Source organism: Rhizobium sp. CB3060, assembly GCF_025200735.1.
GTDB lineage: Bacteria > Pseudomonadota > Alphaproteobacteria > Rhizobiales > Rhizobiaceae > Rhizobium.
The window spans coordinates 3,858,441-3,880,347 of sequence record NZ_CP104158.1; the positions used below are offsets into that span (position 1 = coordinate 3,858,441).

A 21,907-nucleotide genomic window follows, 5' to 3' on the forward strand; every position below is an offset into this window, starting at 1 on the left:
AGGGCGGCGCATATGAGTATTGTCGGGGGTGGCAGGCGGTCGATTGGAGCTCTGCTTCTATGTCTTATTGCATTTGCCGTACCGGCTGCGGTCCATGCGCAAACTGCGGCCGCACCATCGGCCGCCGCTCCGCCACCGGAGAAGGTCCGCGAACTCATTCAGTTGATGAACGAGCCCGACGTCAAACAGTGGCTTGCGTCGCAGGTGAATGCCAAGCCTGCGTCGACGGACAATCCTAGCTCGGGCGGCGGCCAGATGTCGGAATTGTCCGATACGCTCGGCCATACCCGACGGCACCTGGAGATAGTGTCTCAAGCCGCGATGACATTGCCTTCCGAGGTGATGACGGCCACCAAGCGGCTTGAAAACGAAGGTGAGGCGGCGGGCCGGGTGCGCATCGGCATTCAGGCGGTGGTGCTGTTTTTCTTTGGTCTCGTGGCCGAACTGGTGGTTGCCCGCCTGATCAATGCCAAGCATATGCAGCGTACCGAGCGGGCGGCCGGGGTTGAGACCGAATTGCAGGCCGCGCGCTTCCAGTTCATGGGCGGCGTGGTGCCGGCCATCGTTCATGGCGTGGCGATGCTGGTTCCGCTTCTCATCTTCGATTGGCCGCCGATCATCGAAAGTTTTGCAATCGCCTGCGTCATCGCGATCGTCTCCATAAGGCTGGCGGTCTCGCTCGGCAGACTGCTGATGGAGCTGATAGCGATGCGAAGGGCGAGCGATGTTCTCGATGAGGATGGTGGCGCTGCGCGGATCGCCGAGCGGCGGCGCGTCGCGAAATACTGGTACAGGCGAGGCACCCTTTTCGTCATCTATTTCGCCTGCGGCTGGGCGGTGGTCCAGGCCATGGAGCCGCTCGGCTTCTCCGATGGCGCCCGCGCTCTGGTCGGCTATACGCTTGGCATCGGCCTGTTCCTGATTGCCGTCGAAGCTGTCTGGGCGCGTCCCGCGCATGCTGGAACGAATGGCAGGAAGGTCATCTCGTGGCTGTTGACCATCTATTTCGCCGCGCTTTGGTGCCTGTGGGTGAGCGGCTTCAATGGTCTGCTCTGGCTTGGCATCTATGTCATTCTGCTGCCGCGCGCGCTTTCGGTGTCGTCGCGGGCGGTGGAAGCGCTGCATGATGCGGCTGGCGGTGTTCTCGGTGCTGGCACGCTTGCGACAGTGCTGCTCGACCGCGGCGTACGCGCCGTCATCATCGCGCTTGCTGCCCTCTGGCTCGGCCATATGCTCGGTGTTGAAGCAACCATGATGATGAGGCCGCCTGAATCCATGATCGACCGCATCGCACGCGGCATCATCGGTGGCATCGTCATTCTGCTCGCCGCCGATTTGCTCTGGCATCTGTCGAGGACCTACATCAATGCCAAGCTGTCCGCGTCTGCGCCGCTCGTCAGCGACAGCGAGGAGATGAGGGCCCGGCGCGCTCGGCTGCACACGCTGCTGCCGATCTTCCGCAATATCCTTGCCGTGGCCATCGGCATCATCGCCATCATGATGGTGCTGTCGGGTCTCGGTATCGAGATCGGGCCGCTGATCGCCGGCGCCGGCGTGGTCGGTGTTGCCGTCGGTTTTGGCGCGCAGACCATCGTCAAGGATGTCATCAGCGGCATCTTCTATCTCTGGGATGATGCCTTCCGCATCGGCGAATATATCGAAAGCGGCAACCACAAGGGCGTGGTGGAATCCTTCAGCCTTCGCTCGGTGAAACTTCGTCATCAGCGCGGCCCGCTGGCGACGGTTCCCTTCGGCTCGCTCGGAGCGGTCAACAACATGAACCGCGATTGGGCGATCGACAAGATCATCATCAAGGTCACCTACGACACCGATTTGACGAAGACCAAGCGGATCATCAAGGAGATCGGCCAGCGACTGCTCGATGATCCGGAACTGGCACCCAACATCATCCAGACGCTGAAGATGAAGGGTGTCGAGCAGTTCGGTGATTTCGCGATCGAGATTAGGCTGGCGATCACCACCAAGCCCGGCGAAGTCTCCGTCATCCGTCGTAACGCCCTGGCGATGATCAAGCAGGCCTTCGATGAAAACGACATCCATTTTGCCTTTCCGACGGTCCAAGTCGCAAGCGAGAAGGATGCCGCCGCAGCGGCCGCCCGCCAAGTGATCGAGATGCGGACGGCGGGCATCGAAGGTGTTGAACAAACCGGGTAACCGCCACACATCACTCAAGCACGAGTGCGGTCCGACCTCCGTACGGTTCGCTCTCGCGCGCCATCTTTGATGCATCCATCCTTTTGGAGGTTATGTTATGGACTATCGCTATCTCGGCGGATCGGGTTTTCGCGTGCCGGTCCTGAGCTTCGGTACCGGCACCTTCGGCGGCAAAGGCGAGTTTTTCGGTGCCTGGGGCGCCACCGACGTCAATGAGGCAAGCCGTCTGATCGATATATGCCTCGATGCCGGTCTCAATTTCTTCGACAGCGCCGATGTTTATTCCGGCGGCGTTGCCGAGCAGGTGCTGGGCGAGGCGATCAAGGGTCGCCGCGACAAGGTGCTGATTTCCACCAAGGCAACCTTTCGCTCGGGCGATGGGCCGAATGATGTCGGCTCTTCGCGCTTCCACCTGATCAAGGCCGTGGAAGCTTCACTGAAGCGCCTGCAGACCGATCATATCGACCTCTTCCAGTTGCATGGCTTCGATGCCATGACACCGGTCGAGGAAACGCTGTCGGCGCTCGACGATCTCGTGCGTGCCGGCAAGATTCGCTATGTCGGCTGCTCGAATTTCTCCGGATGGCACCTGATGAAGTCATTGGCGGCGGCCGATCGCCACAACCTGCCGCGCTATGTCGCGCACCAGGCCTATTATTCGCTTGTCGGCCGCGATTACGAGTGGGAACTCATGCCGCTTGCTGTCGATCAGAAGGTCGGCACCGTCGTCTGGAGCCCGCTCGGCTGGGGCCGCCTGACCGGCAAGATTCGTCGAGGCCAACCATTGCCGGAGGTCAGCCGCTTGCACAAGACGGCGGACAATGGCCCACAGGTGGACAACGAGTATCTCTACACTGTGGTCGATGCGCTTGACGAGATTTCGAAGGAAACCGGCAAGACTATCCCGCAGGTGGCCCTGAACTGGCTGCTGCAGCGGCCGACAGTGTCGAGCATTATCGTTGGCGCCCGCGACGAAGGCCAGTTGCGCGACAATCTCGGTGCCGTCGGTTGGAACCTGACCACGGAGCAGGTCGCCCGCCTTGACGCCGCCAGCGCCCAGACGCCCACCTATCCCTATTGGCATCAGCGCGGCTTTAGTGAACGCAATCCCTTTCCTGCCGGCTGAGGATTTTTATGGGGTCGGCGCTGGTAAGCGCCGGCCTCAGAACGTTTCCTTATAGGGGCGCAGGTCGATCTCCTGCGTCCAGGCGGAGGGATGCTGGCGGTGGATATGCCAGTAGGTCTCGGCGATGGCATCGATGTTGAGCAGCGCGTCGGCCTCCACGTCCGGCCGCCTTGACCGCAATCTTTCGCCGTCGATGCCGCCATCGATGATGGTGTGGGCGACATGCAGGCCAAGCGGCCCGAACTCCCGCGCCATGCTCTGGCTGATCATCCTTAAGCCCGCCTTGGCGGCGGCGAACTGCGCATATCCTGCCTTGCCGCGCAGGCTTGCCGAAGCGCCGGTAAAGATCACTGTGCCGCGTCCGAGGGGGACGAGATGCCGGGCCGCCTCCCGCCCGACGAGGAAGCCGCCGAAACAGCAGATGCGCCAGAACTCCTCGAACTCGGCGGCGGTGACGCCGCGAAAGCCGACATGACGATTGATGCCGGCGTTAAAGACGATGAAGTCCGGCGGATCGATCTCATCCTGCGGCGCAAAGGCATGCTCGAACAGCCGCTTCACCGCGGCTTCGTTGGTCGCATCGGTTTCTATCGCTTCGGCACTGCCGCCAGAGGCATTGATGGCGTCAGCGACCTTGGTGATCTTTTCCAACGTCCGGCTGGCGATGATGACATGGTAGCCTTTGTCGGCCAGCAGCCGGCAGAGGGCTGCGCCGAGACCTTGTTCCGCTCCCACTCCAACGATGATGGCGCTTGGCATACTCATTCCGCAGCCTCCCTGGCGTCCAATGTCGGATAATCCGTATAGCCCTCTGCGCCGCCGCCGTAAAAGGTCGGGCGATGATAGGGGTTGAGGCTCGCGCCGCGGCGAATGCGCTCCGGCAGATCGGGATTGGCGATGAACAGTCGGCCGAAAGCGATGGCGTCAGCATGGCCGGCGGCGAGGGTAGTCTCGGCGGTTTCAGGCTTGAAATTGCCGGCGGCGATCAAGGTTCCGGACCAAGCAGGACGGAAGAGCTCCGCTGCCGACGGTACGTTCTTGTGGTCGACTTCGGCTTGGCCGGCGCCGCTGGCGCGCGGTTCGATCAGGTGCAGATAGGCAAGGTGCAGCCGGTCGAGCTCGCGGATGACATGGCCGTAGAGCCGCAACGGATCGTCCTCGCCGCTGTCATTGGCAATGCCGAAGGGGGAGAGGCGGACGCCGACGCGATCCGAACCCCAGACCTTGGACACCTCCTCGATCACTTCGAGCAGCAGGCGTGTCCGGTTCTCGATCGAACCGCCATATTGGTCAGTGCGTTGGTTCGAACGGGCCTGCAGGAATTGTTCGATCAGATAGCCGTTGGCGCCGTGGATTTCGACACCATCGAAACCGGCCGCCTTCGCATTGGCAGCCGCCCGGCCGTAGACGTCGATCAGCAGGGGCATCAGATCAGTATCGATTGCCTGCGGCGTCTCGAAGGGCACGCGCTCGAATGACGCCGTGAAAGCATTTCCGGCAGCCGCGATCGCCGACGGCGCGAATGGCAGGTCGCCATCAGGCTGATGCGAGGAATGGGAAATGCGGCCAACATGCCAGAGCTGCAGAAAGATCCGGCCGCGCTTGGCGTGAACCGCTTGGGTGATCGCTTTCCAGCCGGCGATCTGCTCCGACGTATGGATGCCCGGTGTTGCCGGCATTCCCTGTCCGGCGGGCGAAATCTGCGAACCCTCGGAAATGATCAACCCGCCCCTCGACGCGCGCTGCGCATAATATTCGACGTTCATCGCTGAAGGCACGTTGCCCGGCTGGCCTGCCCGCATGCGCGTCAACGGCGCCATGACGACACGATGCGCCAGTTCGTATGGACCGACGGCGAGCGGCGAAAACAAAGTAGTTGTCATGAAATTCTCCTGCCTGGAGCGGATTTTGCTCCCTGGGCGGAAGGGCCGGTCAGCGGCGGTTCGGTCTGGGGAGATTCGAAATATGATGATCATCATTTATCCGAACAATCGGACGTGCGCAACCAAATCCCGCGCGAGCAAGATCCGGAGAATGATGATTCCGCCGGGTTCCTGCCGGAGCCTTGGGCTACCCAGTAATCTTGCGAAGGAAAGTCAGCATCGCATCGTTGAACTGCCCCGGCCGCTGCAGCGGCGCGAAATGGCTGACGCCGGGAAGCAGGATAAGCCCCGCGCCCGAGATGCTGCGGGCGAGATGGTCGGCGTGGTCGCGCTTGATGAATTCGTCGTGCTCGCTATGCACGATGGCAACAGGCACGTCGATCTCGGCGAGATCGGAGGCAGAATAGTTCGGCTCCGTCCGCTGCATCAGGCTGACTGCCTGAACGAAGGCGTCGAACTGATCCGGCGTGGCCGAAAGCGCGGCATAGTCCTTCACATGTCGGGAAAAGCAACGGTCGATGATCGGCGTGGGCACGAATTCCTTTGTGCCGCTGGGGTCCATGTTGCACGCGAAATAGAAAACGCCTGCAATGCGCGCCGGATTGGTCCTAGCGAGGATCAAGCCGGTGCATGCCCCGTCGCTCCATCCGACGACGGCTGCTTTTTCAATGTGCAGCCTGTCCATCACGGCCAGCACGTCCGATGCCATCAGCTCATAGCTATAGGGTCGCAAATCGCGGGTGCTGCGCCCGTGGCCACGGCTATCGATGACGACGGCGCGATAGCCGGCATCGATCAAGGCCGGAACCTGATATCCCCAATTGCCGCTGTTTCCGAGGCCGCCATGCAGCAGGATCACCGGCATGCCGGACCCATAGGCCGCATACCAGATGCGGGCGCCGTCGTTTTCGACATGACCATGGACATCCGTGGCCGGCAGTGTCGCCGCGCCCTCTGCGGCAAATTTTTCGAGATCGTCGTCCTGGAATCCCATGCTGATCCGCCTCCCTGATGCCGTCCTTATATCGCATGACGCCGTGAACCCGAAACCTGGAAGAGGCTTCGCCGGCCGTTGGTGCGCTAGAAGAATGGACGCAGGGCGAGTTCGGTACCAAGCACGATGAGAGCGATCAGGAACCATCGGCGAAACGTTGCGGGACTGACCTTGCGTCGGATTGCCTGTCCCAGCCACATTCCGAGCAGCGCCGGCGCTACGGCGAGCGAGGACATCGCCAGATTATCGAGCTGAAAGGCTCCGCGCGCCGCCAATCCGATTGCAAGGGCGATGGTCGAAACCGTGAAGGAAAGCCCGAGCGCCTGGATCAGATCGTCCTTGCCCAATGCGAGGGCCTGAAGATAGGGAACGGCGGGAATGACAAGGACTCCGGTACCGCCAGTGACCGCGCCGGTCATCAGACCGATCAGCGCCGACAGCCAGGGTTCGGCCCTTTTCGGCACGGACAGTTGCCGGGCAAACAGGGTGTAGCCGGCATAGATGATCAGGGCGGCACCCAGCGCCATCGTGATCCACTGCGTATTGTCGCTCGCCAGCATCGAGGTGGCGGCGACCGTGCTGACAAGAATGCCGAGCAGCATGGGCCATAGCCTTCCGGCGAGGGCTGCGAAACTCGGTCCGGCGAACAACTGCCAGACATTGGAGACGAAGGACGGCACGATCAGCAAGGCGGCCGCCGCCACCGGCGGCATGATAGCGCCCAGCAGCCCCATGGCGACCGTCGGCAAGCCCATGCCGGTGACACCCTTGACGATGCCGGCGAGGAGGAAAGTTGAAGCGGTGGCAAGGATCAGCCAGGAAGAATGGTCGAACATGCCGCCATTTGTGGCAATTCCGCTGGCCGTCCGCAATGCGGATGATCCTAACTCAGCCTTTGGCTGTTCCGAAGGCTGGGGGCATGATAGCCTTCCGGCCCATGCGTTTCGATCTCACCGACCTTCGCCTGTTCCTGCTCGTCGTCGAGGCGGGCAGCATCACCCATGGAGCGGCGCGCGCCAATCTTGCGCTTCCTTCGGCCAGCGAACGGCTACGCGGAATGGAAGAGGTGAGCGGCGTGCGGCTGCTCGAACGCCGCCGCAGGGGGATCGCGCCGACGGCCGCCGGCGAGGCTCTGGCACACCACGCTCGTATCATCCTTCGGCAGATCGACCATATGCGGGGCGAGTTGGGCGTCTATGCCAAGGGGCTGAAGGGCAATATCCGGCTGCTGGCGAACACGGCCGCCATTACGGAATTTCTTCCCGAGGCGCTTGCGCCCTATCTCGCAACGCGTCCGCATATCGACATCGATCTGAATGAGCGGCTGAGCACCGAGATCGTGAAGGCGGTGGCGGGCGGCCTAGCGGAGATCGGCATTATCTCGGACGCCGTCGATGCCGGCAATTTGCAGCTCCTGCCCTTCGCCATCGATCGCCTCCTTCTCGTCCTGCCTGCCGATCATCCCTCGGCTTCAGCAAAGGCGCTTGCGTTTGTGGAAGTCGTCGGACAGGAATTCGTCGGATTGACGATCGGCAGCCCCTTGCAGGAGCATATCGACGAGCATGCGGCCCGTGCGGGCCATCCGCTGAAGTTTCGGGTCCGGATGCGAACATTCGAGGGCATCTGCCGAATGGTGGCCCAAGGCGTCGGCATCGGGATCGTGCCGGAAACCGCCGCGAAAAGATGCCGTCGATCGATGCCCATTCGCTCTGTCCGGCTGACCGACGACTGGGCAACACGCCGTCTCCTGCTCTGCATGCGTGCTATTGAGGACCTGTCTCCCTTCGCGCGCGATTTGGTCGAGCATCTGAGGACGATGGCGAAAGGCAAGGCGGGATCGCAATGAAATAATAAGAGGCCGAAGGTGAGGTCCCGCGGCTTTCCAGCACAACTCTAATCGCCGGACGACCCGGCATACCACATGCGCTGGAGCAGATCATCGCGGCGAACGAATTGGTGATAAAGGGCCGCACCGGCATGAAACACCAGCAGCCCGACAAGCAAGAAGGCACCCAAACCATGCGGTATTCGCGGCGGATAATCGGTGAAGTCGGGCAACATCGCCCCAGGCGCCCCAAATATAGCGGGTGCCGCGCCGCTTAGGATCATCATGCCGATGCCGCTGGCAGCCATACCAAGAATGACGAGGTAGAAGGCGATGTGAACCCCGCCCGCGATGCGCTCCTGCCAGAGAGGCAATCCCTCCGCCGGCAGTGGCTTCCGATCAAAACGCCACCACCAGACAATGCGAAGCAGCGTCAAGAACAGAATTGCGATCGCTACTGGAATATGGAAACGCAGGAAAGCAGCCTTGCTGGCCGCGCCCATAGCATTTGCGGCCCGGAAACCGGAGCCGAGCAGGGCCAGGATCAGGATGGCGCTCAGCCAGTGAATTGAGACTGCGACAGCGCCATAGCGATCAGACCTGCTCTTCAGCATCTTCATTTCTTTCCAGTTTGCCGCGCAGCACCGACATGACCCCGCGCATCGTTTCGATGTCCTCGACCAAGAGCCCGTCCGAGAGATCGTTGACCCAGGGGGCTTGCAGACGCATGGCGGCGTCGAATGTCTGCCTGCCCTTGTCCGTCATCAGGATGAGCTGCGCCCGCCGGTGGTGCGGATTGGGCTCGAAGGCAACGAGTCCGTCCTTCTCCAGATCGTTGACGATGCGCTGCACATTTTGGCGGTTGGCTCCCATGTCGCGCGCCAGCCACGCAACCGGCTGCGGCCGGTCCGCCGAATTGATAGCGCCGAGGATTTGCCAGCGGGCACTCGTCAGGCCGAGCGGAGCAACCAGCCTGTCGCCGGAGGCGAGCACGCGGCTGTGAAGCCTGAATAGATCGAGAATCAGACCGGTCAGGGCGATTCCGACCGGCGTTCGTTTGGTCTCTTGCATTTGTCATCCTGTATTCTATTTGACATCATAATGTCAATTATCTACGTGTATGGCGTCAGATTGACATCATGCAACCATATCGAACGGAGCACACCATGTCACCAATGCGCCCAATGGACCCCTCATTTCCGATTGACCGCCAAATCACCGTCGAAGCCGCCCCCGTTGTCCTCGTGAATCTCTTCACGCTCGATAAGGCGGATGAGGAGACGTTCCTCAATGCATGGCAAGACGATGCCGCGTTCATGAAGCGGCAGCCGGGTTTCATTTCGACCCAGCTTCATCGCGCGGTCGGCGAGAGCCCCGCCTATCTGAACTATGCCGTCTGGGAGACTATGGCTGATTTCCGAGCCGCCTTCACGCATCCGGAGTTCAGGAAAAAAATCTCGGCCTATCCATCCTCGTCCGTTGCCTCGCCCCATCTGTTCCAGAAGGTCGGGGTCCCTGGCATCTGCGTGGCATAGACGCGGCTGCGGCAAGAAACTGAAAAGAAGAAAAAAGCGAGAGTCGACGCGGCTCACACTCAAAGTTCTCGCCACGCAATGCTTGCTGGCGTCATGCTGTCGATCGGCATGACGCTTCGCGGCTACCGGAAGAGAATAAAAAGCTGAAATGATTATCGAAAATTTCGAGAATGGCGGACAGGGAGGGATTCGAACCCTCGGTACGCTTTCACGTACACACGCGTTCCAGGCGTGCGCCTTAAACCACTCGGCCACCTGTCCTTTGGCGTTTCGCAACCGGTCAGGAGGCAAATCGTCGGAACGGCCGCGATATATACCGATGAATTTCTTAGGATCAACCCGAATCTGACAGATTTTTGACTTCCCGACAGAAAACTCCAGACCTTTGGTCCATTGCGCTTATCCGGCTCCGATCATATCTAAGAAGAAGGACGGAGCGGAATGCAGTAACCCAGTCGACTATGGCCGACGGGAAGTGAGTATGCGGAGGGTTCGATGCGTTTCTTGTTGCGTTTTGCCAGTCTCGTCGCGCTGGTCGTTGCGGTGGTCGCCGGCACCATCGATTCCATCCAATCGGTTGCGGCCTCCGCCGTGGTGCTGACCCCGATGGAGGATGCCTGGAACGATGTCAGCCCGTCGTCCCTTGCGACCGTCCAGTCGCTGATTTCCTATTATATCCATCCGCGCCTTTATGATCTGGCCGTGCAGTGGTTGCTGTTCCAGCCGGCTTTCGCGGTGTTCTTGGCGATCTCGCTGCTTTTGTGGATGGCCGCCTACAAGAAGCCGCCGGTTGCCGGTCGCTTCAGCGTTTAGACCGCCCGGGCGCAGTAAGAATCCGGTCCACTGGGCGCTGGAGACGGGAGATGGAACTTGCTTGACCACGACCTCGGCCCCTTCGGCATCAGAGCGACCCGGTGGCATATCGCTGCTGGCCTGACATACATTCCCGCAACACCCTTTCACCGTCTTGGAATTCATATGGGAGCGCCGGTTAACGCCTCCTGCCGGTGCGACGGCTGGCAGCATCGCCGCGTTCAGTCGCATGGCGATATCGATATCGTTCCGGCCGGATTGGATGGCGAATGGGAAGACGACGCCGACTGCACAATTCTGCGCTTGTGGATAAGCCCCGCGATCATGCGCGGTGCGGCGGAGGATATGGAGATCGATCCAGACAGCATTGCCATCCGTCCCAAGTTTCAGCATCGCGATCCAGGTATCGAGCACATCGCCCTGGCGCTGGAAACGCAAACGAAGGTGGATGAACCCGCCGATCGCCTGTTCGTTGAAAGCCTTGGCAGGGCGCTGGCGGTGCGGCTCATCGCTGGTACATTCGATGCGACAACCGTTTCGGCTAGGCAAAAGCTTTCATCGAACCAGAGACGCAGGCTGGTCGAGTTCATTGAATCCCATCTTGATGGGGATTTATCGCTGGCACAGTTGGCGGAGGTGGCGGCGATCAGCGTTTCGCATCTGAAGGTGCTGTTTCGCCGCTCGTTCGGCATGCCGGTGCATCAATATGTGATCCGCCGCCGGGTGGAGCGCGCCAGACACCTGCTTGCCATGGGAGAGCTGTCGATCAGCCAGATCGCGCTCGCCGCAGGCTTCGCCCATCAGAGCCATATGGCACAGGCGATGAAGCGCATTCTCGGCATAACACCGACCGGCATCGCCCGGATGAGGCGATAGTCCAGGGAAGGTCGCGTCGGCACGGTATTTTGCTGTCCATTTCTGCTCTCCATTGTCCGATCCTGTGCGACAGGACGCATAAAAACAGCATGCTCCACATCCACGATGAACGTTTGAGGATGAAGAGATGTTCGTAATTTTGGGCGCGACCGGAAAGATTGGGCGGGCGACGATTGCCGAGCTTCGCCGCCAGGGCGCACCGGTAAGAGCCGTCGTGCGACGTCAAAATAGCGCCGATGATCTAAGCGCCATGGGTTGCGATGTCGCCATCGCCGATATTCAGGACAGTGCGGCTCTTTCTGAAAGCATGAGAGGCGCGACGGCCGTGCAGATCATCTGCCCCACAAGCGTTCAGGCGGATGATGCAGCCGCGGAGATGAAAAACAGCATAAGAACGATCGTCGATGCACTCGACCGGAACAGGCCGAGCTCCGTTCTAGCGATCTCCGACTACGGCGCGCATCTTGCATCCGACACAGGCATCACGCTGATTTTCCATCATCTGGAATCCGAACTGAAAAAGCTGCCCGCCGCTCTGACCTTCCTGCGCTCGGCCGAACACATGCAGAATTGGAGCCGCCAGATCGGACGCGCGATCGAGACCGGGGTGCTCCCAAGCCGGCATCATCCGGTCACTAAACTATTTCCCACCGTGTCGGCTCCCGATGTCGGCGTTATTGCGGGCGAATTGCTGCTATCCGGCACCCAGGCACCTCTCAGCATCATTCATGCGGAGGGGCCAGATCGCTACAGCGTCGAGGATGTTGCGCGGATTGCTGGAGAGCTTGCCGGCCGGAAAATTATCGCCAGCGAGATGCCTCGCCTGGACTGGATCCCTGCACTCGTTCGGGGAGGAATAAGCGCAAGCTATGCCGAACTGGTTGCGGAATTGTATGACGCCCACAATGCCGGACGGATCGATGCGGAGCCGGGTGTCGGCGATATAAGACGCGGCCGAACCGGACTGCGCGAGGTTCTGACTTCGATGATGAAAAGCTTATGACTGAGGGATCTCGACACGACGAGCTGCCTCGCGAAATCGGGCGATCAAATGCGTTTTGGACAATCGCTTTGATATAGATTACTCGAGTATCGAGGCAACCGATCGTGAATGCCGCAAGCGTTTAAGACCGTTCTTGCCACATCGGCCATCCGACCTTGTTTGGCTAATAAAATCGCAGTTTGAGGGCGAAAATGTTCAAAAATCAGCTCTCTTGGGCGGGTTTTTGGCAATTCCCACAAATCTTTACCAACTGAAAAATTTCTCGTGAATTTTTCCTGCAGCCATGCAAGGATGCGCCAGCTTGGCCTCGGGGGAGGCCGGCGGTTCCGCAGACATGTCCGGTCAACGGACTTGCGGGAGGACCCAACAAGATAGCAACAATAGGGCTGCAACTCATGAAAAAATCCCTTTTGACCCTTTTCGCCTTGGCTGCCATGTCGGCAACGGCGCTTGCGGCCGACATTAAGCCGGCGATCGTTTATGGCACCGGCGGCAAGTTCGACAAGTCCTTCAACGAAGCGGCCTATAACGGCGCCGAAAGGTTCAAGAAGGAAACCGGCGTCGCCTATCGCGACTTCGAGCCGACGGGCGACACCCAGGGCGAACAGGCGCTGCGCAACTTCGCCAGCAAGGGCTTCAATCCGGTTATCGCCGTCTCCTTCGCCTGGACGTCCGCTCTGCAGAAGGTTGCTGCCGAATATCCGAAGACCCAGTTCGTTCTGATCGACGACAGCCTCGACCTGCCGAACGTTCGTTCCGTCAAGTTCAAGGAAAATGAAGGTTCCTACCTCGCCGGCGTCATGGCTGCCATGGCTTCGAAGACCGGCAAGATCGGCTTCGTCGGCGGCATGGACATTCCGCTGATCCGCAAGTTCGAATGTGGTTATGAGCAGGGCGCCCGCGCCGCCAATCCGAAGATCGAAGTCTTCCAGAACATGACCGGCACGACCGGCGCTGCCTGGAACGACCCGGTTCGCGGCGGCGAGCTCACCAAGAACCAGATCGACCAGGGTGCTGACGTTGTTTACGCGGCTGCCGGCGCGACTGGCCTCGGCGTGCTGCAGACGGCTGCCGACAACAAGAAGCTTTCGGTCGGCGTCGACTCCAACCAGAACTACCTGCATCCGGGTTCGGTCCTGACTTCTGTCGTCAAGCGCGTCGACCTCGCCGTCTATAACGCCTTTACCGATGCCAAGAACGGCAAGTTCACGGCCGGCACGCAGGAACTCGGCCTCAAGGAAGAGGGCGTGGGCGCTGCCATGGACGACAACAACAAGCCGCTCGTCACGCCGGAAATGAAGGCCGCCGTCGACAAGGCAACCGCCGACATCATCTCCGGCACGATCAAGGTGCACGACTACACGACCGACAACGCCTGCCCGAAGAGCTGATATGAAATAAGGGCGTATGACGTATTCAAACGTCATACGCCCTTTTCTTATCCGGAAGCCTGATTTCTGGAGCTGCGTAGTGAGCCAAACGCCTGCCATCGAACTCGTGGGCATCGACAAGAAGTTCGGTGCCGTCCATGCCAACAAAGACATCAACCTGACCGTTTCCAAGGGCTCGATCCACGGAATCATCGGTGAGAACGGTGCCGGGAAGTCGACTCTGATGTCGATCATCTACGGCTTCTATCATGCCGACAGCGGCGAGATCCGCATCAACGGCAATCCCATCGCCATCCGCGACAGCCAGACGGCCATTGCCGCCGGCATCGGCATGGTGCACCAGCATTTCATGCTGGTCGATAATTTCACCGTGCTCGAGAACGTCATGCTCGGCGCCGAAGGCGGCGCTTTGTTGGCGAAGGGTGTCACGGCTGCCCGCGCCGAACTGAGGCGCCTGGAAACGGATTACGGCCTGGATGTCGATCCGGACGCCTTGATCGAGGAGCTTCCAGTCGGTCAGCAGCAGCGCGTCGAAATTTTGAAGGCCATGTATCGCGGCGCCGAGATCCTCATCTTGGACGAGCCGACCGGCGTTTTGACACCGGCCGAAGCCGACAATCTGTTCCGGATTCTCCGCGTGTTGCGCGATCAGGGCAAGACCATCATCCTCATCACCCATAAGCTGCGCGAAATCATGGCCATCACCGATACGGTGTCGGTCATGCGCCGCGGCGAAATGGTTGCCACGCGCAAGACGGCGGAAACCACCGTCGAAGAGCTCGCCGAGCTGATGGTCGGCCGTCGCGTGTTGCTGCGCGTCGAAAAAGGCTCTGCCCATCCCGGCGAGGTCGTGCTCTCCGTCCGCAATCTGACCGTCAAGGACGGCCGTGGCGTTACCATGGTCGACAATGTTTCCTTCGACGTCCGCGCCGGCGAGATCGTCGGCATCGCTGGCGTCGCCGGTAATGGTCAGTCGGAGCTATTGGAGGCGATCGCCGGCATCCGCAAGCCCGCCTCGGGCGAAATCCACCTGCACGGCGAGCCGATCGGCACCGCCGATCCCGCGGCCTTGCGTGAACTCGGCCTCGCCCATATTCCGGAAGACCGCCATCACATGGGCCTCGTCCTCAAGTTTGAGGAATATGAAAATTCCATGCTCGGCTACCACCGTGATGTGAAATACGGCAGGGCCGGCATGCTCGATCTCGACGCCATGCGCAAGGATGCGATTGAAAAGATCGAGAAATACGACATTCGCCCGCCAAACGCCCGGCTGAAGACCGCCAATTTCTCTGGCGGCAACCAGCAGAAGATCGTTGTCGCCCGCGAGATCGAGCGCGATCCGAAGGCTCTGCTGATCGGCCAGCCGACGCGCGGCGTCGACATCGGCGCCATCGAGTTCATCCATCGCCGCATCATCGAGATGCGCGATGCCGGCAAGGCGATCCTGCTGGTGTCGGTGGAGCTGGATGAAATCCGCGCCCTTTCGGACCGCATCCTCGTCATGTTCGCCGGCCACGTCGTCGGCGAAAAAACGGCTGACGCCGGTGAACAGACACTCGGCCTGATGATGGCCGGCATTGCCGCATGAGGCCTTGATGAGCACTGCATCCGTTCCGCTTCCCAATTGGATCAATTATGGCCTGATCCCGGTCCTCAACCTCGTTATCGCTTTCCTGATTTCCGGTCTCGTGGTCTGGTTCATCGGCGAAAGCCCGCTGGATGCGCTGAACCTGCTCTTGCAGGGCGCGCTCGGCAGCGGCGAGGGCATCGGCTTCACGCTGTTCTATGCCACGAGCTTCATTTTCACCGGCCTATCGGTGGCCGTCGCCATTCATGCGGGCCTGTTCAACATCGGCTCGGAAGGCCAGGCCTATGTCGGCGGCCTCGGCTGCGCGCTTGTGGCGCTGACGCTCGACAATTATGTGCCCTGGTATGTGACGATGCCTTTCGCGGTCATCGGCTCAGCCATTTTCGGCGCGCTTTGGGCTCTCATTCCCGCCTGGCTGCAGGCTAAGCGCGGCAGCCACGTGGTCATCACCACCATCATGTTCAACTTCATTGCCTCGGCGATGATGAATTTCATCCTGGTGCATGTGCTGATCGTACCCGGCAAGATGGCGCCGGAAACCCGTACCTTCCTCGCGGGCGGTCAGCTTCCGAAGTTGGACTGGCTGATGGGCATCTTCGGTTCGACGATCGGTGCGGCACCCCTCAACGTGTCCTTCCTGATCGCGCTGGTCATGTGCTTCCTCGTCTGGATGCTCGTCTGGCGCACCAAGCTCGGCTATGAAATGCGCACGCTCGGCCTCAGCCCAACGGCTGCCGTCTATGCCGGCATTCCGTATGCCCGCACGGTCATCATCGCGATGCTGCTCTCGGGCGGCTTGGCCGGCATGATGGCGCTCAATCCGGTGATGGGCGCTTCGGCCCGCCTGCAGGTCGAGTTCGTGCTTGGCGCCGGTTTCGTCGGCATCGCCGTATCCCTGATGGGCCGCAACCATCCGGTCGGCATCATCCTTGCGGCGATCCTGTTTGGGATTCTCTACCAGGGCGGCGATGCGCTTTCCTTCGACATGCCCAACATCACGCGCGACATGATCGTGGTTATCCAGGGCCTCGTCATCCTGTTCGCCGGCGCGCTCGAATATATGTTCCGGCCCGCGATGGTGCGCACCTATCAAAAATTAGCCAGGGCCTGAGGATCGGACGATGGAATATTATGATCTCCTCATCAGCATATTTGGCTCGACCATCCGCCTGTCGATTCCGCTGATCTTTACGGCCCTTGCCGGCCTGTTTTCCGAGCGCGCCGGCATTTTCGACATCGGTCTCGAAGGCAAGATGCTGGCGTCCGCGTTCGCCGCCGCCTGTGTCGCCTCCGTCTCCGGCTCGGCCTGGGCTGGTCTCGGCGCCGGCATCGTCATATCGGTCGCCCTCGGCCTCCTGCATGGCTTTGCCTCGATCACCAACCGCGGCAACCAGATCGTCTCGGGCGTTGCGATCAACTTCCTGACCGCCGGCCTGACCATCGTGCTCGGCCAAGCCTGGTTCGGCCAGGGTGGGCGCACGCCGACGCTGCCGGCCGAGGCGCGTTTCGCTTCGATCACCTTGCCGGGTGCCAACGCCATCCATGACGTGCCCTTCATCGGGCCGCTCTATGCCAACGTCATCTCAGGCAATAATATTCTCACCTATCTCGCCTTCCTTGCTGTGCCGATTTCCTGGTGGATCCTCTATCGCACCCGCTTTGGCCTGCGTCTGCGCGCCGTCGGCGAAAATCCGGGCGCCGTCGATACGGCCGGCATCTCCGTCGAGTGGCTACGGTATCGCTCGCTGATCGTCGCCGGCATTCTCTGCGGCTTCTCCGGCACCTATCTTGCCATCGCCCAATCGGCCGCCTTCATCAACAACATGTCTGCGGGCAAGGGCTATATCGCGCTCGCGGCGCTGATCTTCGCCAAATGGAAGCCGGTGCCGGTCATGTTCACCTGCCTGCTCTTCGGCTTCCTCGATGCTTTCGCCAACTTCATGCAGGGCAAGGCCGTGCCTGGCATCGGTGAAGTGCCGGTGCAGATTTTCCAGGCGCTGCCCTATATTCTGACCTGCATCCTGCTCGCAGGCTTCATCGGCGTCGCCAAACCGCCAAAGGCGGGCGGCGTGCCCTACACCAAGGAGCGCTGATCCATGTCGCATGATCTGTTTGAGGCCGCTCGCGGAGCGATGGCCTTTGCCCATGCCCCCTATTCGAAATTCCCTGTCGGTGCGGCCATCCGTGCCGAGGACGGCAAGGTCTATACCGGCGCCAATATCGAGAACCTCTCCTTCCCGCAGGGCTGGTGCGCCGAGCCGACCGCGATCAGCCATATGATCATGGCCGGTGCCAAGAAGATCGTCGAAATGGCCGTCATTGCCGAAAAGCTGCCGCTCTGCCCGCCCTGCGGCGGCTGCCGGCAGAAGATCGCCGAGTTCGCCAGCAAGGAAACCCGCATCTATCTCTGCGACGAAACCGGCGTGAAGAAGACCATGACCATGGACGAGATGCTGCCCTTCAGCTTCGAAACCGAGATACTCGGATGAGCGCCGCCGTCGACCTCCTGGCCGTAAAGCTCGGTGATCTCCAGCCGCGCTACGGCATCGTCCTTGGCTCCGGCCTTGGTTCCCTGGTCGATCAGGTGAGGGATGCCGTGCGCATTCCCTATGCCGATCTCCCCGATTTCCCCGTCAGTGCCGTCTCCGGTCATGCCGGCACGTTAGTCGCCGGTTATCTCGGTGACGTGCCGGTTATCATGCTGTCCGGCCGGGTGCATTATTATGAAAAGGGCGACGCCAACGCCATGCGCGTGCCGATCGAGACGCTGAAGGCTCTCGGCGTCGAGACGCTGATCCTCACCAATTCGGCCGGATCGCTGCGCGAGGAAATGCCGCCGGGATCGGTGATGCAGATCACCGACCACATCAATTATTCCGGCATGAACCCGTTGATCGGCGAGGAAAGCGACAAGCGCTTCGTCGGCATGACCAGTGCCTATGATACCGACCTTATCATGCGCATGCGCAAGGCGGCGGAAAAGGCCGAGGTCAAGCTGTCGCACGGCGTCTATATGTGGTTCTCGGGCCCGAGCTTCGAAACCCCGGCGGAAATCCGCATGGCGCGCATTCTGGGTGCCGATGCTGTCGGCATGTCGACGGTGCCGGAAGTTATTCTTGCGCGACTTTTCGGCCTGAGGGTTGCAGCCGCCTCCGTCATTACTAATTATGGGGCTGGCATGACCGGCGCCGAGCTTACGCATGAAGAGACGAAGGACATGGCCCCGGTCGGCGGCGCTCGCCTTGCCGCCATCTTGAAGGAAATGATTGCGGACGGAGGAAACGAACAATGACGAGCCATTCCCTTAGAGAAACGGCGGCCGTTGCGCTTTCCCTTCTCGATCTCACCAACCTGAAGGACGACTGCACGCCGGCGCAGATCGAGACGCTCTGCGCGCGCGCCCAGTCACCCTATGGCCACACCGCCGCCATCTGCATCTGGCCGCGTTTCGTCGCCCAGGCACGCGGCATTCTCGGAACCGACCATGCGGTGCGGATCGCGACCGTGGTGAATTTCCCGGCCGGCGATATGGAAGTGGCTGATGTCGCCGCCGAAGCACGCGAGGCGATCGCCGATGGCGCCGACGAGATCGATCTCGTCATCCCCTATCGCGCGCTGCTGGCCGGCAACGAGCAGGCCGTTACCGACATGGTGGCCGCCGTCAGAGCCGAGTGCAAGGGACCGGTGCTCTTAAAGACCATCCTCGAAACCGGCGAACTCAAGGACGTGGCGCTGATCCGACGCGCCTCCGAACTGGCGATCGAGGCGGGTTCCGATTTCATCAAGACCTCGACCGGCAAGGTCGCCGTCAATGCGACGCTCGAGGCTGCCGACATCATGCTGCGGGCGATCCGCCAGAGTGGCCGCAAGGTTGGTTTCAAGCCGGCTGGCGGCATCGGCTCTGTCGCCGATGCGGCGCTCTATCTGAGCCTTGCCGAGACCATTATGGCGCCGGATTGGGCGATGCCCTCGACTTTCCGTTTCGGCGCGTCGAGCCTGCTCGACGATATCCTCAACGTGCTCGGCGGCGGGCAGTCGAGCGCGGCAGCATCCGGATACTGAGCCATGATCCCGCAGGAAATCATCCGGCGGAAGCGGGATGGCGGCACGCTTCACGTCACCGATATCGACGCCTTCATCGCGGCCCTTGCGCGGGATGAGTTGGCCGAAAGCCAGATCGGCGCCTTCGCCATGGCCGTCTGGTACAGCGGCATGACGCGCGAAGAGACCGTGGCGCTGACCTTGGCCATGGCTCGCTCCGGCGATATGCTCTCTTGGTCCGGCATCGACAGGCCGATCGCCGACAAACATTCGACCGGCGGCATCGGCGACAATGTCTCGTTGATGCTGGCACCGATCGCCGCGGCGTGCGGCCTTGCCGTGCCGATGATTTCCGGCCGCGGTCTCGGGCACACCGGCGGCACCCTGGACAAGCTGGAATCGATCCCCGGCTATGGCATCACCCCGCATGCCGCCCATTTCCGCAAGGTGGTGGATGAGGTGGGTTGCGCCATCATCGGCCAGACTGGAGCCTTGGCGCCCGCCGACGGCAAGCTCTATGCCGTGCGCGATGTCACGTCCACGGTCGATTCCGTGCCGCTGATCACCGCTTCGATCCTGTCGAAGAAGCTGGCCGCCGGCCTCGAGACGCTGGTGCTCGACGTCAAGATCGGCAATGGCGCCTTCATGACCTCTCTGGAAGAGGCCGAGACGCTGGCCCGATCGCTGGTAGAGGTGGCGAATGGCGCCGGGGTCAAAACCTCCGCTTTGATCACCGACATGAACCAGCCGCTCGCCGATGCCGCCGGCAATGTCGTCGAACTCCGCAATTGCCTGGATTTCCTGAAGGGTGGCAAGGCGGGCACGCGGCTCGAAACGGTCGTGCTGACCTTCGCCGCCGAGATGTTGACGCAGGCTGGGATCGCGAAGACATTGGTTGAGGCTGAGGCGAAAGCGCGCGAAGCGCTCTCTTCCGGCAAGGCGGCCGAGCTGTTCGCCCGCATGGTCCACGCTCTCGGCGGCCCTGCCGATCTGCTGGATCATCCGGACAAATACCTAGTTGCGGCGTCCGTGCAGAAGCCTGTTCTTGCATCTTCGGACGGTTGGCTTGCAGCCTGCGACGCCCGCGCCATCGGCATGAGCGTCATCGATCTCGGCGGCGGCCGCCGTCATCCGCAGGACAAGATCGACCATCGCGTCGGCTTCAGCGATATCCTGCCGCTCGGAACAAGGGTCAGCAAAGGCGATCGCATCGCAACCGTTCATGCGGCCGACGAGGCGAGCGCCGAAAGGGCCGCAGGCGATCTGGCTGCGAACTACCGGATCGGCGATGCCGCACCCGTTCTGCCGTCGGTGATCGTTACCCGGATTTGACCGGTAATTATTGCGTCAGCCGCAACGAGCCGTTTTCGGCACTATAGGAATTGAGCTTTTTGAGGAAGCTCATGCCGATCAACATTGTGCTCAATGCGCCGTCTTTCGCGACCACGGCGTCGACATCGCGGACCTTGATCGTGCCGATTTCAAGACGGTCGAGTTTGACGAGAGCCACCTTGGATGGGCCGTTGGCCGTCTGCGTGGTGTAGCGATAATCGAGATCGTTGCCGCTGATGCCGAGGCGGCGTGCGGTGCTCTCATTGATTGCCACATAGGTCGCGCCCGTATCGATCATGCCATGCACCGGCCGGCCGTTGATCTTGAAATCGCCTTCGTAGTGGCCGCCCGCACCCGCCTGCAACAACACGCTTCCAAATGCCGCCGCCGTCGTCGCGACCGGCTGCTGCGCAACGGCAACCTTAACCGCAGGCGTCGATCTTTCGCTGCTTGCCATTTGCGTGCCCAGCAACGCAGGAACCTGGGTAGCAGCGGCGGCGACGATACCGGCAATGACAAGAACGCGAGCGAGCATCGGCGAGATCCTTCCCATGGGCTTTTCCATATCAAGCCCATTGATCCCTACGTTTAATATAGCTTCGCTGACAGGCCGCTAAACAGATCAATAAAAAGCCCGGCAGTTGGGGGGCTGCCGGGCAAAAAAGCTAATCTAGCTTCAGGATTTACTTCGTGCCGTACATGCGGTCGCCGGCGTCGCCGAGGCCGGGGACGATATAACCCTTTTCATTGAGATGGCTGTCGATTGCCGCGGTAAAGACCGGTACGTCCGGATGCGCCTTGCGGAAATTGGCAATGCCTTCCGGAGCCGCCAGCAGGCAGAGGAAGCGGATATTATGGGCGCCGCGTTCCTTCAGCTTGTCGATTGCCGCGATCGAGGAATTGCCCGTTGCCAGCATCGGGTCGACGACGATGATCAGGCGCTCGGAAATATCTTCCGGCGCCTTGAAGTAATATTCGACCGGCTGCAGCGTTTCGTGATCGCGGTAGACGCCGATATGCGAGACGCGGGCCGAGGGCACGAGGTCGAGCATGCCTTCCAGCAGGCCATTGCCGGCGCGCAGGATCGAGGCGAAGACCAGTTTCTTGCCTTCGAGGATCGGCGCGTCCATCGGTTGCAGCGGCGTCTCGATCGTCTCGATCGTCAGTTCGAGGTCGCGCGTCACTTCATAGCAAAGCAGCGTCGAAATCTCGCGCAGAAGCCGGCGAAAGCTTCCCGTCGACGTCTCTTTCTTGCGCATGATGGTCAATTTATGCTGCACGAGCGGGTGATCGATGACAGTAACGCCGTCCATGATTTCAGC

General features: G+C 61.0%; 23 protein-coding genes and 1 tRNA gene. 15 read left to right on the top strand and 9 right to left on the bottom strand.

Annotation, left to right across the window (positions count from 1 at the left end; genetic code table 11):
* Positions 1–12: 12 nt before the first annotated feature.
* On the top strand, positions 13–2,175 hold the full coding sequence (locus N2601_RS18535) for a mechanosensitive ion channel family protein (RefSeq protein WP_104821615.1): 2,163 nt from the start codon (positions 13–15) through the stop codon (positions 2,173–2,175).
* A 97-nt stretch (positions 2,176–2,272) separates the two neighbouring features.
* On the top strand, positions 2,273–3,301 hold the full coding sequence (locus N2601_RS18540) for an aldo/keto reductase (RefSeq protein ID WP_104821616.1): 1,029 nt from the start codon (positions 2,273–2,275) through the stop codon (positions 3,299–3,301).
* Between the two features lie 36 nt (positions 3,302–3,337).
* On the opposite strand, the gene N2601_RS18545 is transcribed toward N2601_RS18540, so the two are convergent.
* From N2601_RS18545 to N2601_RS18560, 4 genes are all read right to left on the bottom strand, one after another.
* Complete coding sequence (locus tag N2601_RS18545; RefSeq protein WP_104821617.1) at positions 3,338–4,066, bottom strand: SDR family NAD(P)-dependent oxidoreductase; 729 nt, start codon at positions 4,064–4,066, stop codon at positions 3,338–3,340.
* Positions 4,063–5,184 (bottom strand): alkene reductase, encoded by a 1,122-nt coding sequence (locus tag N2601_RS18550; protein ID WP_104821618.1) that lies wholly within the window; start codon positions 5,182–5,184, stop codon positions 4,063–4,065. Before N2601_RS18550 ends, N2601_RS18545 begins: the two co-directional genes overlap by 4 nt.
* A gap of 187 nt (positions 5,185–5,371) precedes the next feature.
* Positions 5,372–6,178: an alpha/beta fold hydrolase gene (locus tag N2601_RS18555; RefSeq protein ID WP_104821619.1), complete on the bottom strand. Its 807-nt coding sequence runs from the start codon at positions 6,176–6,178 to the stop codon at positions 5,372–5,374.
* 86 nt (positions 6,179–6,264) lie between these two features.
* Positions 6,265–7,014: a sulfite exporter TauE/SafE family protein gene (locus tag N2601_RS18560; RefSeq protein WP_104824944.1), complete on the bottom strand. Its 750-nt coding sequence runs from the start codon at positions 7,012–7,014 to the stop codon at positions 6,265–6,267.
* 101 nt (positions 7,015–7,115) lie between these two features.
* Between N2601_RS18560 and N2601_RS18565 the strand changes: the two genes are divergently transcribed.
* Positions 7,116–8,024, top strand: coding sequence for a LysR substrate-binding domain-containing protein (locus N2601_RS18565; RefSeq protein ID WP_104821620.1), 909 nt, complete (start codon positions 7,116–7,118; stop codon positions 8,022–8,024).
* Between the two features lie 47 nt (positions 8,025–8,071).
* On the opposite strand, the gene N2601_RS18570 is transcribed toward N2601_RS18565, so the two are convergent.
* Positions 8,072–8,617, bottom strand: a complete 546-nt coding sequence (locus tag N2601_RS18570) for a cytochrome b (protein WP_104824945.1) — start codon at positions 8,615–8,617, stop codon at positions 8,072–8,074.
* A complete protein-coding gene (locus tag N2601_RS18575) occupies positions 8,598–9,074 on the bottom strand; it encodes a MarR family winged helix-turn-helix transcriptional regulator (protein WP_104821621.1) in 477 nt (158 codons plus the stop codon). Before N2601_RS18575 ends, N2601_RS18570 begins: the two co-directional genes overlap by 20 nt.
* A 95-nt stretch (positions 9,075–9,169) precedes the next feature.
* Here N2601_RS18575 and N2601_RS18580 point away from each other — a divergent pair, with 95 nt between their 5' ends.
* Positions 9,170–9,538, top strand: a complete 369-nt coding sequence (locus N2601_RS18580) for an antibiotic biosynthesis monooxygenase family protein (protein WP_104821622.1) — start codon at positions 9,170–9,172, stop codon at positions 9,536–9,538.
* A gap of 171 nt (positions 9,539–9,709) precedes the next feature.
* On the opposite strand, the gene N2601_RS18585 is transcribed toward N2601_RS18580, so the two are convergent.
* A tRNA-Ser gene (locus tag N2601_RS18585) sits at positions 9,710–9,799 on the bottom strand.
* Between the two features lie 234 nt (positions 9,800–10,033).
* Between N2601_RS18585 and N2601_RS18590 the strand changes: the two genes are divergently transcribed.
* From N2601_RS18590 to deoA, 11 genes are all read left to right on the top strand, one after another.
* Positions 10,034–10,351, top strand: a complete 318-nt coding sequence (locus tag N2601_RS18590) for a hypothetical protein (protein ID WP_104821623.1) — start codon at positions 10,034–10,036, stop codon at positions 10,349–10,351.
* Between the two features lie 57 nt (positions 10,352–10,408).
* Positions 10,409–11,227: an AraC family transcriptional regulator gene (locus N2601_RS18595; RefSeq protein ID WP_245463917.1), complete on the top strand. Its 819-nt coding sequence runs from the start codon at positions 10,409–10,411 to the stop codon at positions 11,225–11,227.
* Between the two features lie 127 nt (positions 11,228–11,354).
* Positions 11,355–12,230 (top strand): NAD(P)H-binding protein, encoded by an 876-nt coding sequence (locus N2601_RS18600; RefSeq protein ID WP_104821625.1) that lies wholly within the window; start codon positions 11,355–11,357, stop codon positions 12,228–12,230.
* 395 nt (positions 12,231–12,625) lie between these two features.
* Entirely contained in the window at positions 12,626–13,621 is a 996-nt protein-coding gene (locus N2601_RS18605) for a BMP family lipoprotein (RefSeq protein WP_104821626.1), read from the top strand.
* Between the two features lie 79 nt (positions 13,622–13,700).
* Positions 13,701–15,212, top strand: coding sequence for an ABC transporter ATP-binding protein (locus N2601_RS18610; RefSeq protein WP_104821627.1), 1,512 nt, complete (start codon positions 13,701–13,703; stop codon positions 15,210–15,212).
* Between the two features lie 7 nt (positions 15,213–15,219).
* Entirely contained in the window at positions 15,220–16,323 is a 1,104-nt protein-coding gene (locus N2601_RS18615) for an ABC transporter permease (protein WP_104821628.1), read from the top strand.
* 10 nt (positions 16,324–16,333) lie between these two features.
* A complete protein-coding gene (locus tag N2601_RS18620) occupies positions 16,334–17,305 on the top strand; it encodes an ABC transporter permease (RefSeq protein ID WP_104821629.1) in 972 nt (323 codons plus the stop codon).
* Positions 17,306–17,308: 3 nt separating this feature from the next.
* Positions 17,309–17,701, top strand: a complete 393-nt coding sequence (locus N2601_RS18625) for a cytidine deaminase (RefSeq protein WP_104821630.1) — start codon at positions 17,309–17,311, stop codon at positions 17,699–17,701.
* The gene (locus N2601_RS18630; RefSeq protein ID WP_104821631.1) at positions 17,698–18,504 is read left to right on the top strand and encodes a purine-nucleoside phosphorylase; all 807 of its coding nucleotides are present in this window, start codon (positions 17,698–17,700) and stop codon (positions 18,502–18,504) included. The genes N2601_RS18625 and N2601_RS18630 overlap by 4 nt, the downstream gene beginning before the upstream one ends.
* Positions 18,501–19,274, top strand: coding sequence for a deoxyribose-phosphate aldolase (gene deoC / locus N2601_RS18635; RefSeq protein ID WP_104821632.1), 774 nt, complete (start codon positions 18,501–18,503; stop codon positions 19,272–19,274). Before N2601_RS18630 ends, deoC begins: the two co-directional genes overlap by 4 nt.
* A 3-nt stretch (positions 19,275–19,277) precedes the next feature.
* Positions 19,278–20,585: a thymidine phosphorylase gene (gene deoA / locus N2601_RS18640; protein WP_104821633.1), complete on the top strand. Its 1,308-nt coding sequence runs from the start codon at positions 19,278–19,280 to the stop codon at positions 20,583–20,585.
* 7 nt (positions 20,586–20,592) lie between these two features.
* Here deoA and N2601_RS18645 read toward each other — a convergent pair whose 3' ends face one another.
* Together N2601_RS18645 and upp are read right to left on the bottom strand one after the other, a co-directional pair.
* Positions 20,593–21,120 carry a TIGR02281 family clan AA aspartic protease gene (locus tag N2601_RS18645; RefSeq protein WP_260303989.1) on the bottom strand — a complete coding sequence of 176 codons (528 nt, stop codon included), beginning with the start codon at positions 21,118–21,120 and terminating at the stop codon, positions 20,593–20,595.
* Positions 21,121–21,268: 148 nt separating this feature from the next.
* A complete protein-coding gene (upp, locus tag N2601_RS18650; RefSeq protein WP_104821634.1) occupies positions 21,269–21,898 on the bottom strand; it encodes a uracil phosphoribosyltransferase in 630 nt (209 codons plus the stop codon).
* Positions 21,899–21,907 lie beyond the last annotated feature (9 nt).

Excerpts from the sequence above, each read along its gene's own strand:
- N2601_RS18535 (WP_104821615.1), top strand. The coding sequence starts at position 13 with ATGAGTATTGTCGGGGGTGGCAGGCGGTCGATTGGAGCTCTGCTTCTA.
- N2601_RS18540 (WP_104821616.1), top strand. The coding sequence starts at position 2,273 with ATGGACTATCGCTATCTCGGCGGATCGGGTTTTCGCGTGCCGGTCCTG.
- N2601_RS18545 (WP_104821617.1), bottom strand. The coding sequence starts at position 4,066 with ATGAGTATGCCAAGCGCCATCATCGTTGGAGTGGGAGCGGAACAAGGT.
- N2601_RS18550 (WP_104821618.1), bottom strand. The coding sequence starts at position 5,184 with ATGACAACTACTTTGTTTTCGCCGCTCGCCGTCGGTCCATACGAACTG.
- N2601_RS18555 (WP_104821619.1), bottom strand. The coding sequence starts at position 6,178 with ATGGGATTCCAGGACGACGATCTCGAAAAATTTGCCGCAGAGGGCGCG.
- N2601_RS18560 (WP_104824944.1), bottom strand. The coding sequence starts at position 7,014 with ATGTTCGACCATTCTTCCTGGCTGATCCTTGCCACCGCTTCAACTTTC.
- N2601_RS18565 (WP_104821620.1), top strand. The coding sequence starts at position 7,116 with ATGCGTTTCGATCTCACCGACCTTCGCCTGTTCCTGCTCGTCGTCGAG.
- N2601_RS18570 (WP_104824945.1), bottom strand. The coding sequence starts at position 8,617 with ATGCTGAAGAGCAGGTCTGATCGCTATGGCGCTGTCGCAGTCTCAATT.
- N2601_RS18575 (WP_104821621.1), bottom strand. The coding sequence starts at position 9,074 with ATGCAAGAGACCAAACGAACGCCGGTCGGAATCGCCCTGACCGGTCTG.
- N2601_RS18580 (WP_104821622.1), top strand. The coding sequence starts at position 9,170 with ATGTCACCAATGCGCCCAATGGACCCCTCATTTCCGATTGACCGCCAA.
- N2601_RS18590 (WP_104821623.1), top strand. The coding sequence starts at position 10,034 with ATGCGTTTCTTGTTGCGTTTTGCCAGTCTCGTCGCGCTGGTCGTTGCG.
- N2601_RS18600 (WP_104821625.1), top strand. The coding sequence starts at position 11,355 with ATGTTCGTAATTTTGGGCGCGACCGGAAAGATTGGGCGGGCGACGATT.
- N2601_RS18605 (WP_104821626.1), top strand. The coding sequence starts at position 12,626 with ATGAAAAAATCCCTTTTGACCCTTTTCGCCTTGGCTGCCATGTCGGCA.
- N2601_RS18615 (WP_104821628.1), top strand. The coding sequence starts at position 15,220 with ATGAGCACTGCATCCGTTCCGCTTCCCAATTGGATCAATTATGGCCTG.
- N2601_RS18620 (WP_104821629.1), top strand. The coding sequence starts at position 16,334 with ATGGAATATTATGATCTCCTCATCAGCATATTTGGCTCGACCATCCGC.
- N2601_RS18625 (WP_104821630.1), top strand. The coding sequence starts at position 17,309 with ATGTCGCATGATCTGTTTGAGGCCGCTCGCGGAGCGATGGCCTTTGCC.
- N2601_RS18630 (WP_104821631.1), top strand. The coding sequence starts at position 17,698 with ATGAGCGCCGCCGTCGACCTCCTGGCCGTAAAGCTCGGTGATCTCCAG.
- deoC (WP_104821632.1), top strand. The coding sequence starts at position 18,501 with ATGACGAGCCATTCCCTTAGAGAAACGGCGGCCGTTGCGCTTTCCCTT.
- deoA (WP_104821633.1), top strand. The coding sequence starts at position 19,278 with ATGATCCCGCAGGAAATCATCCGGCGGAAGCGGGATGGCGGCACGCTT.
- N2601_RS18645 (WP_260303989.1), bottom strand. The coding sequence starts at position 21,120 with ATGCTCGCTCGCGTTCTTGTCATTGCCGGTATCGTCGCCGCCGCTGCT.
- upp (WP_104821634.1), bottom strand. The coding sequence starts at position 21,898 with ATGGACGGCGTTACTGTCATCGATCACCCGCTCGTGCAGCATAAATTG.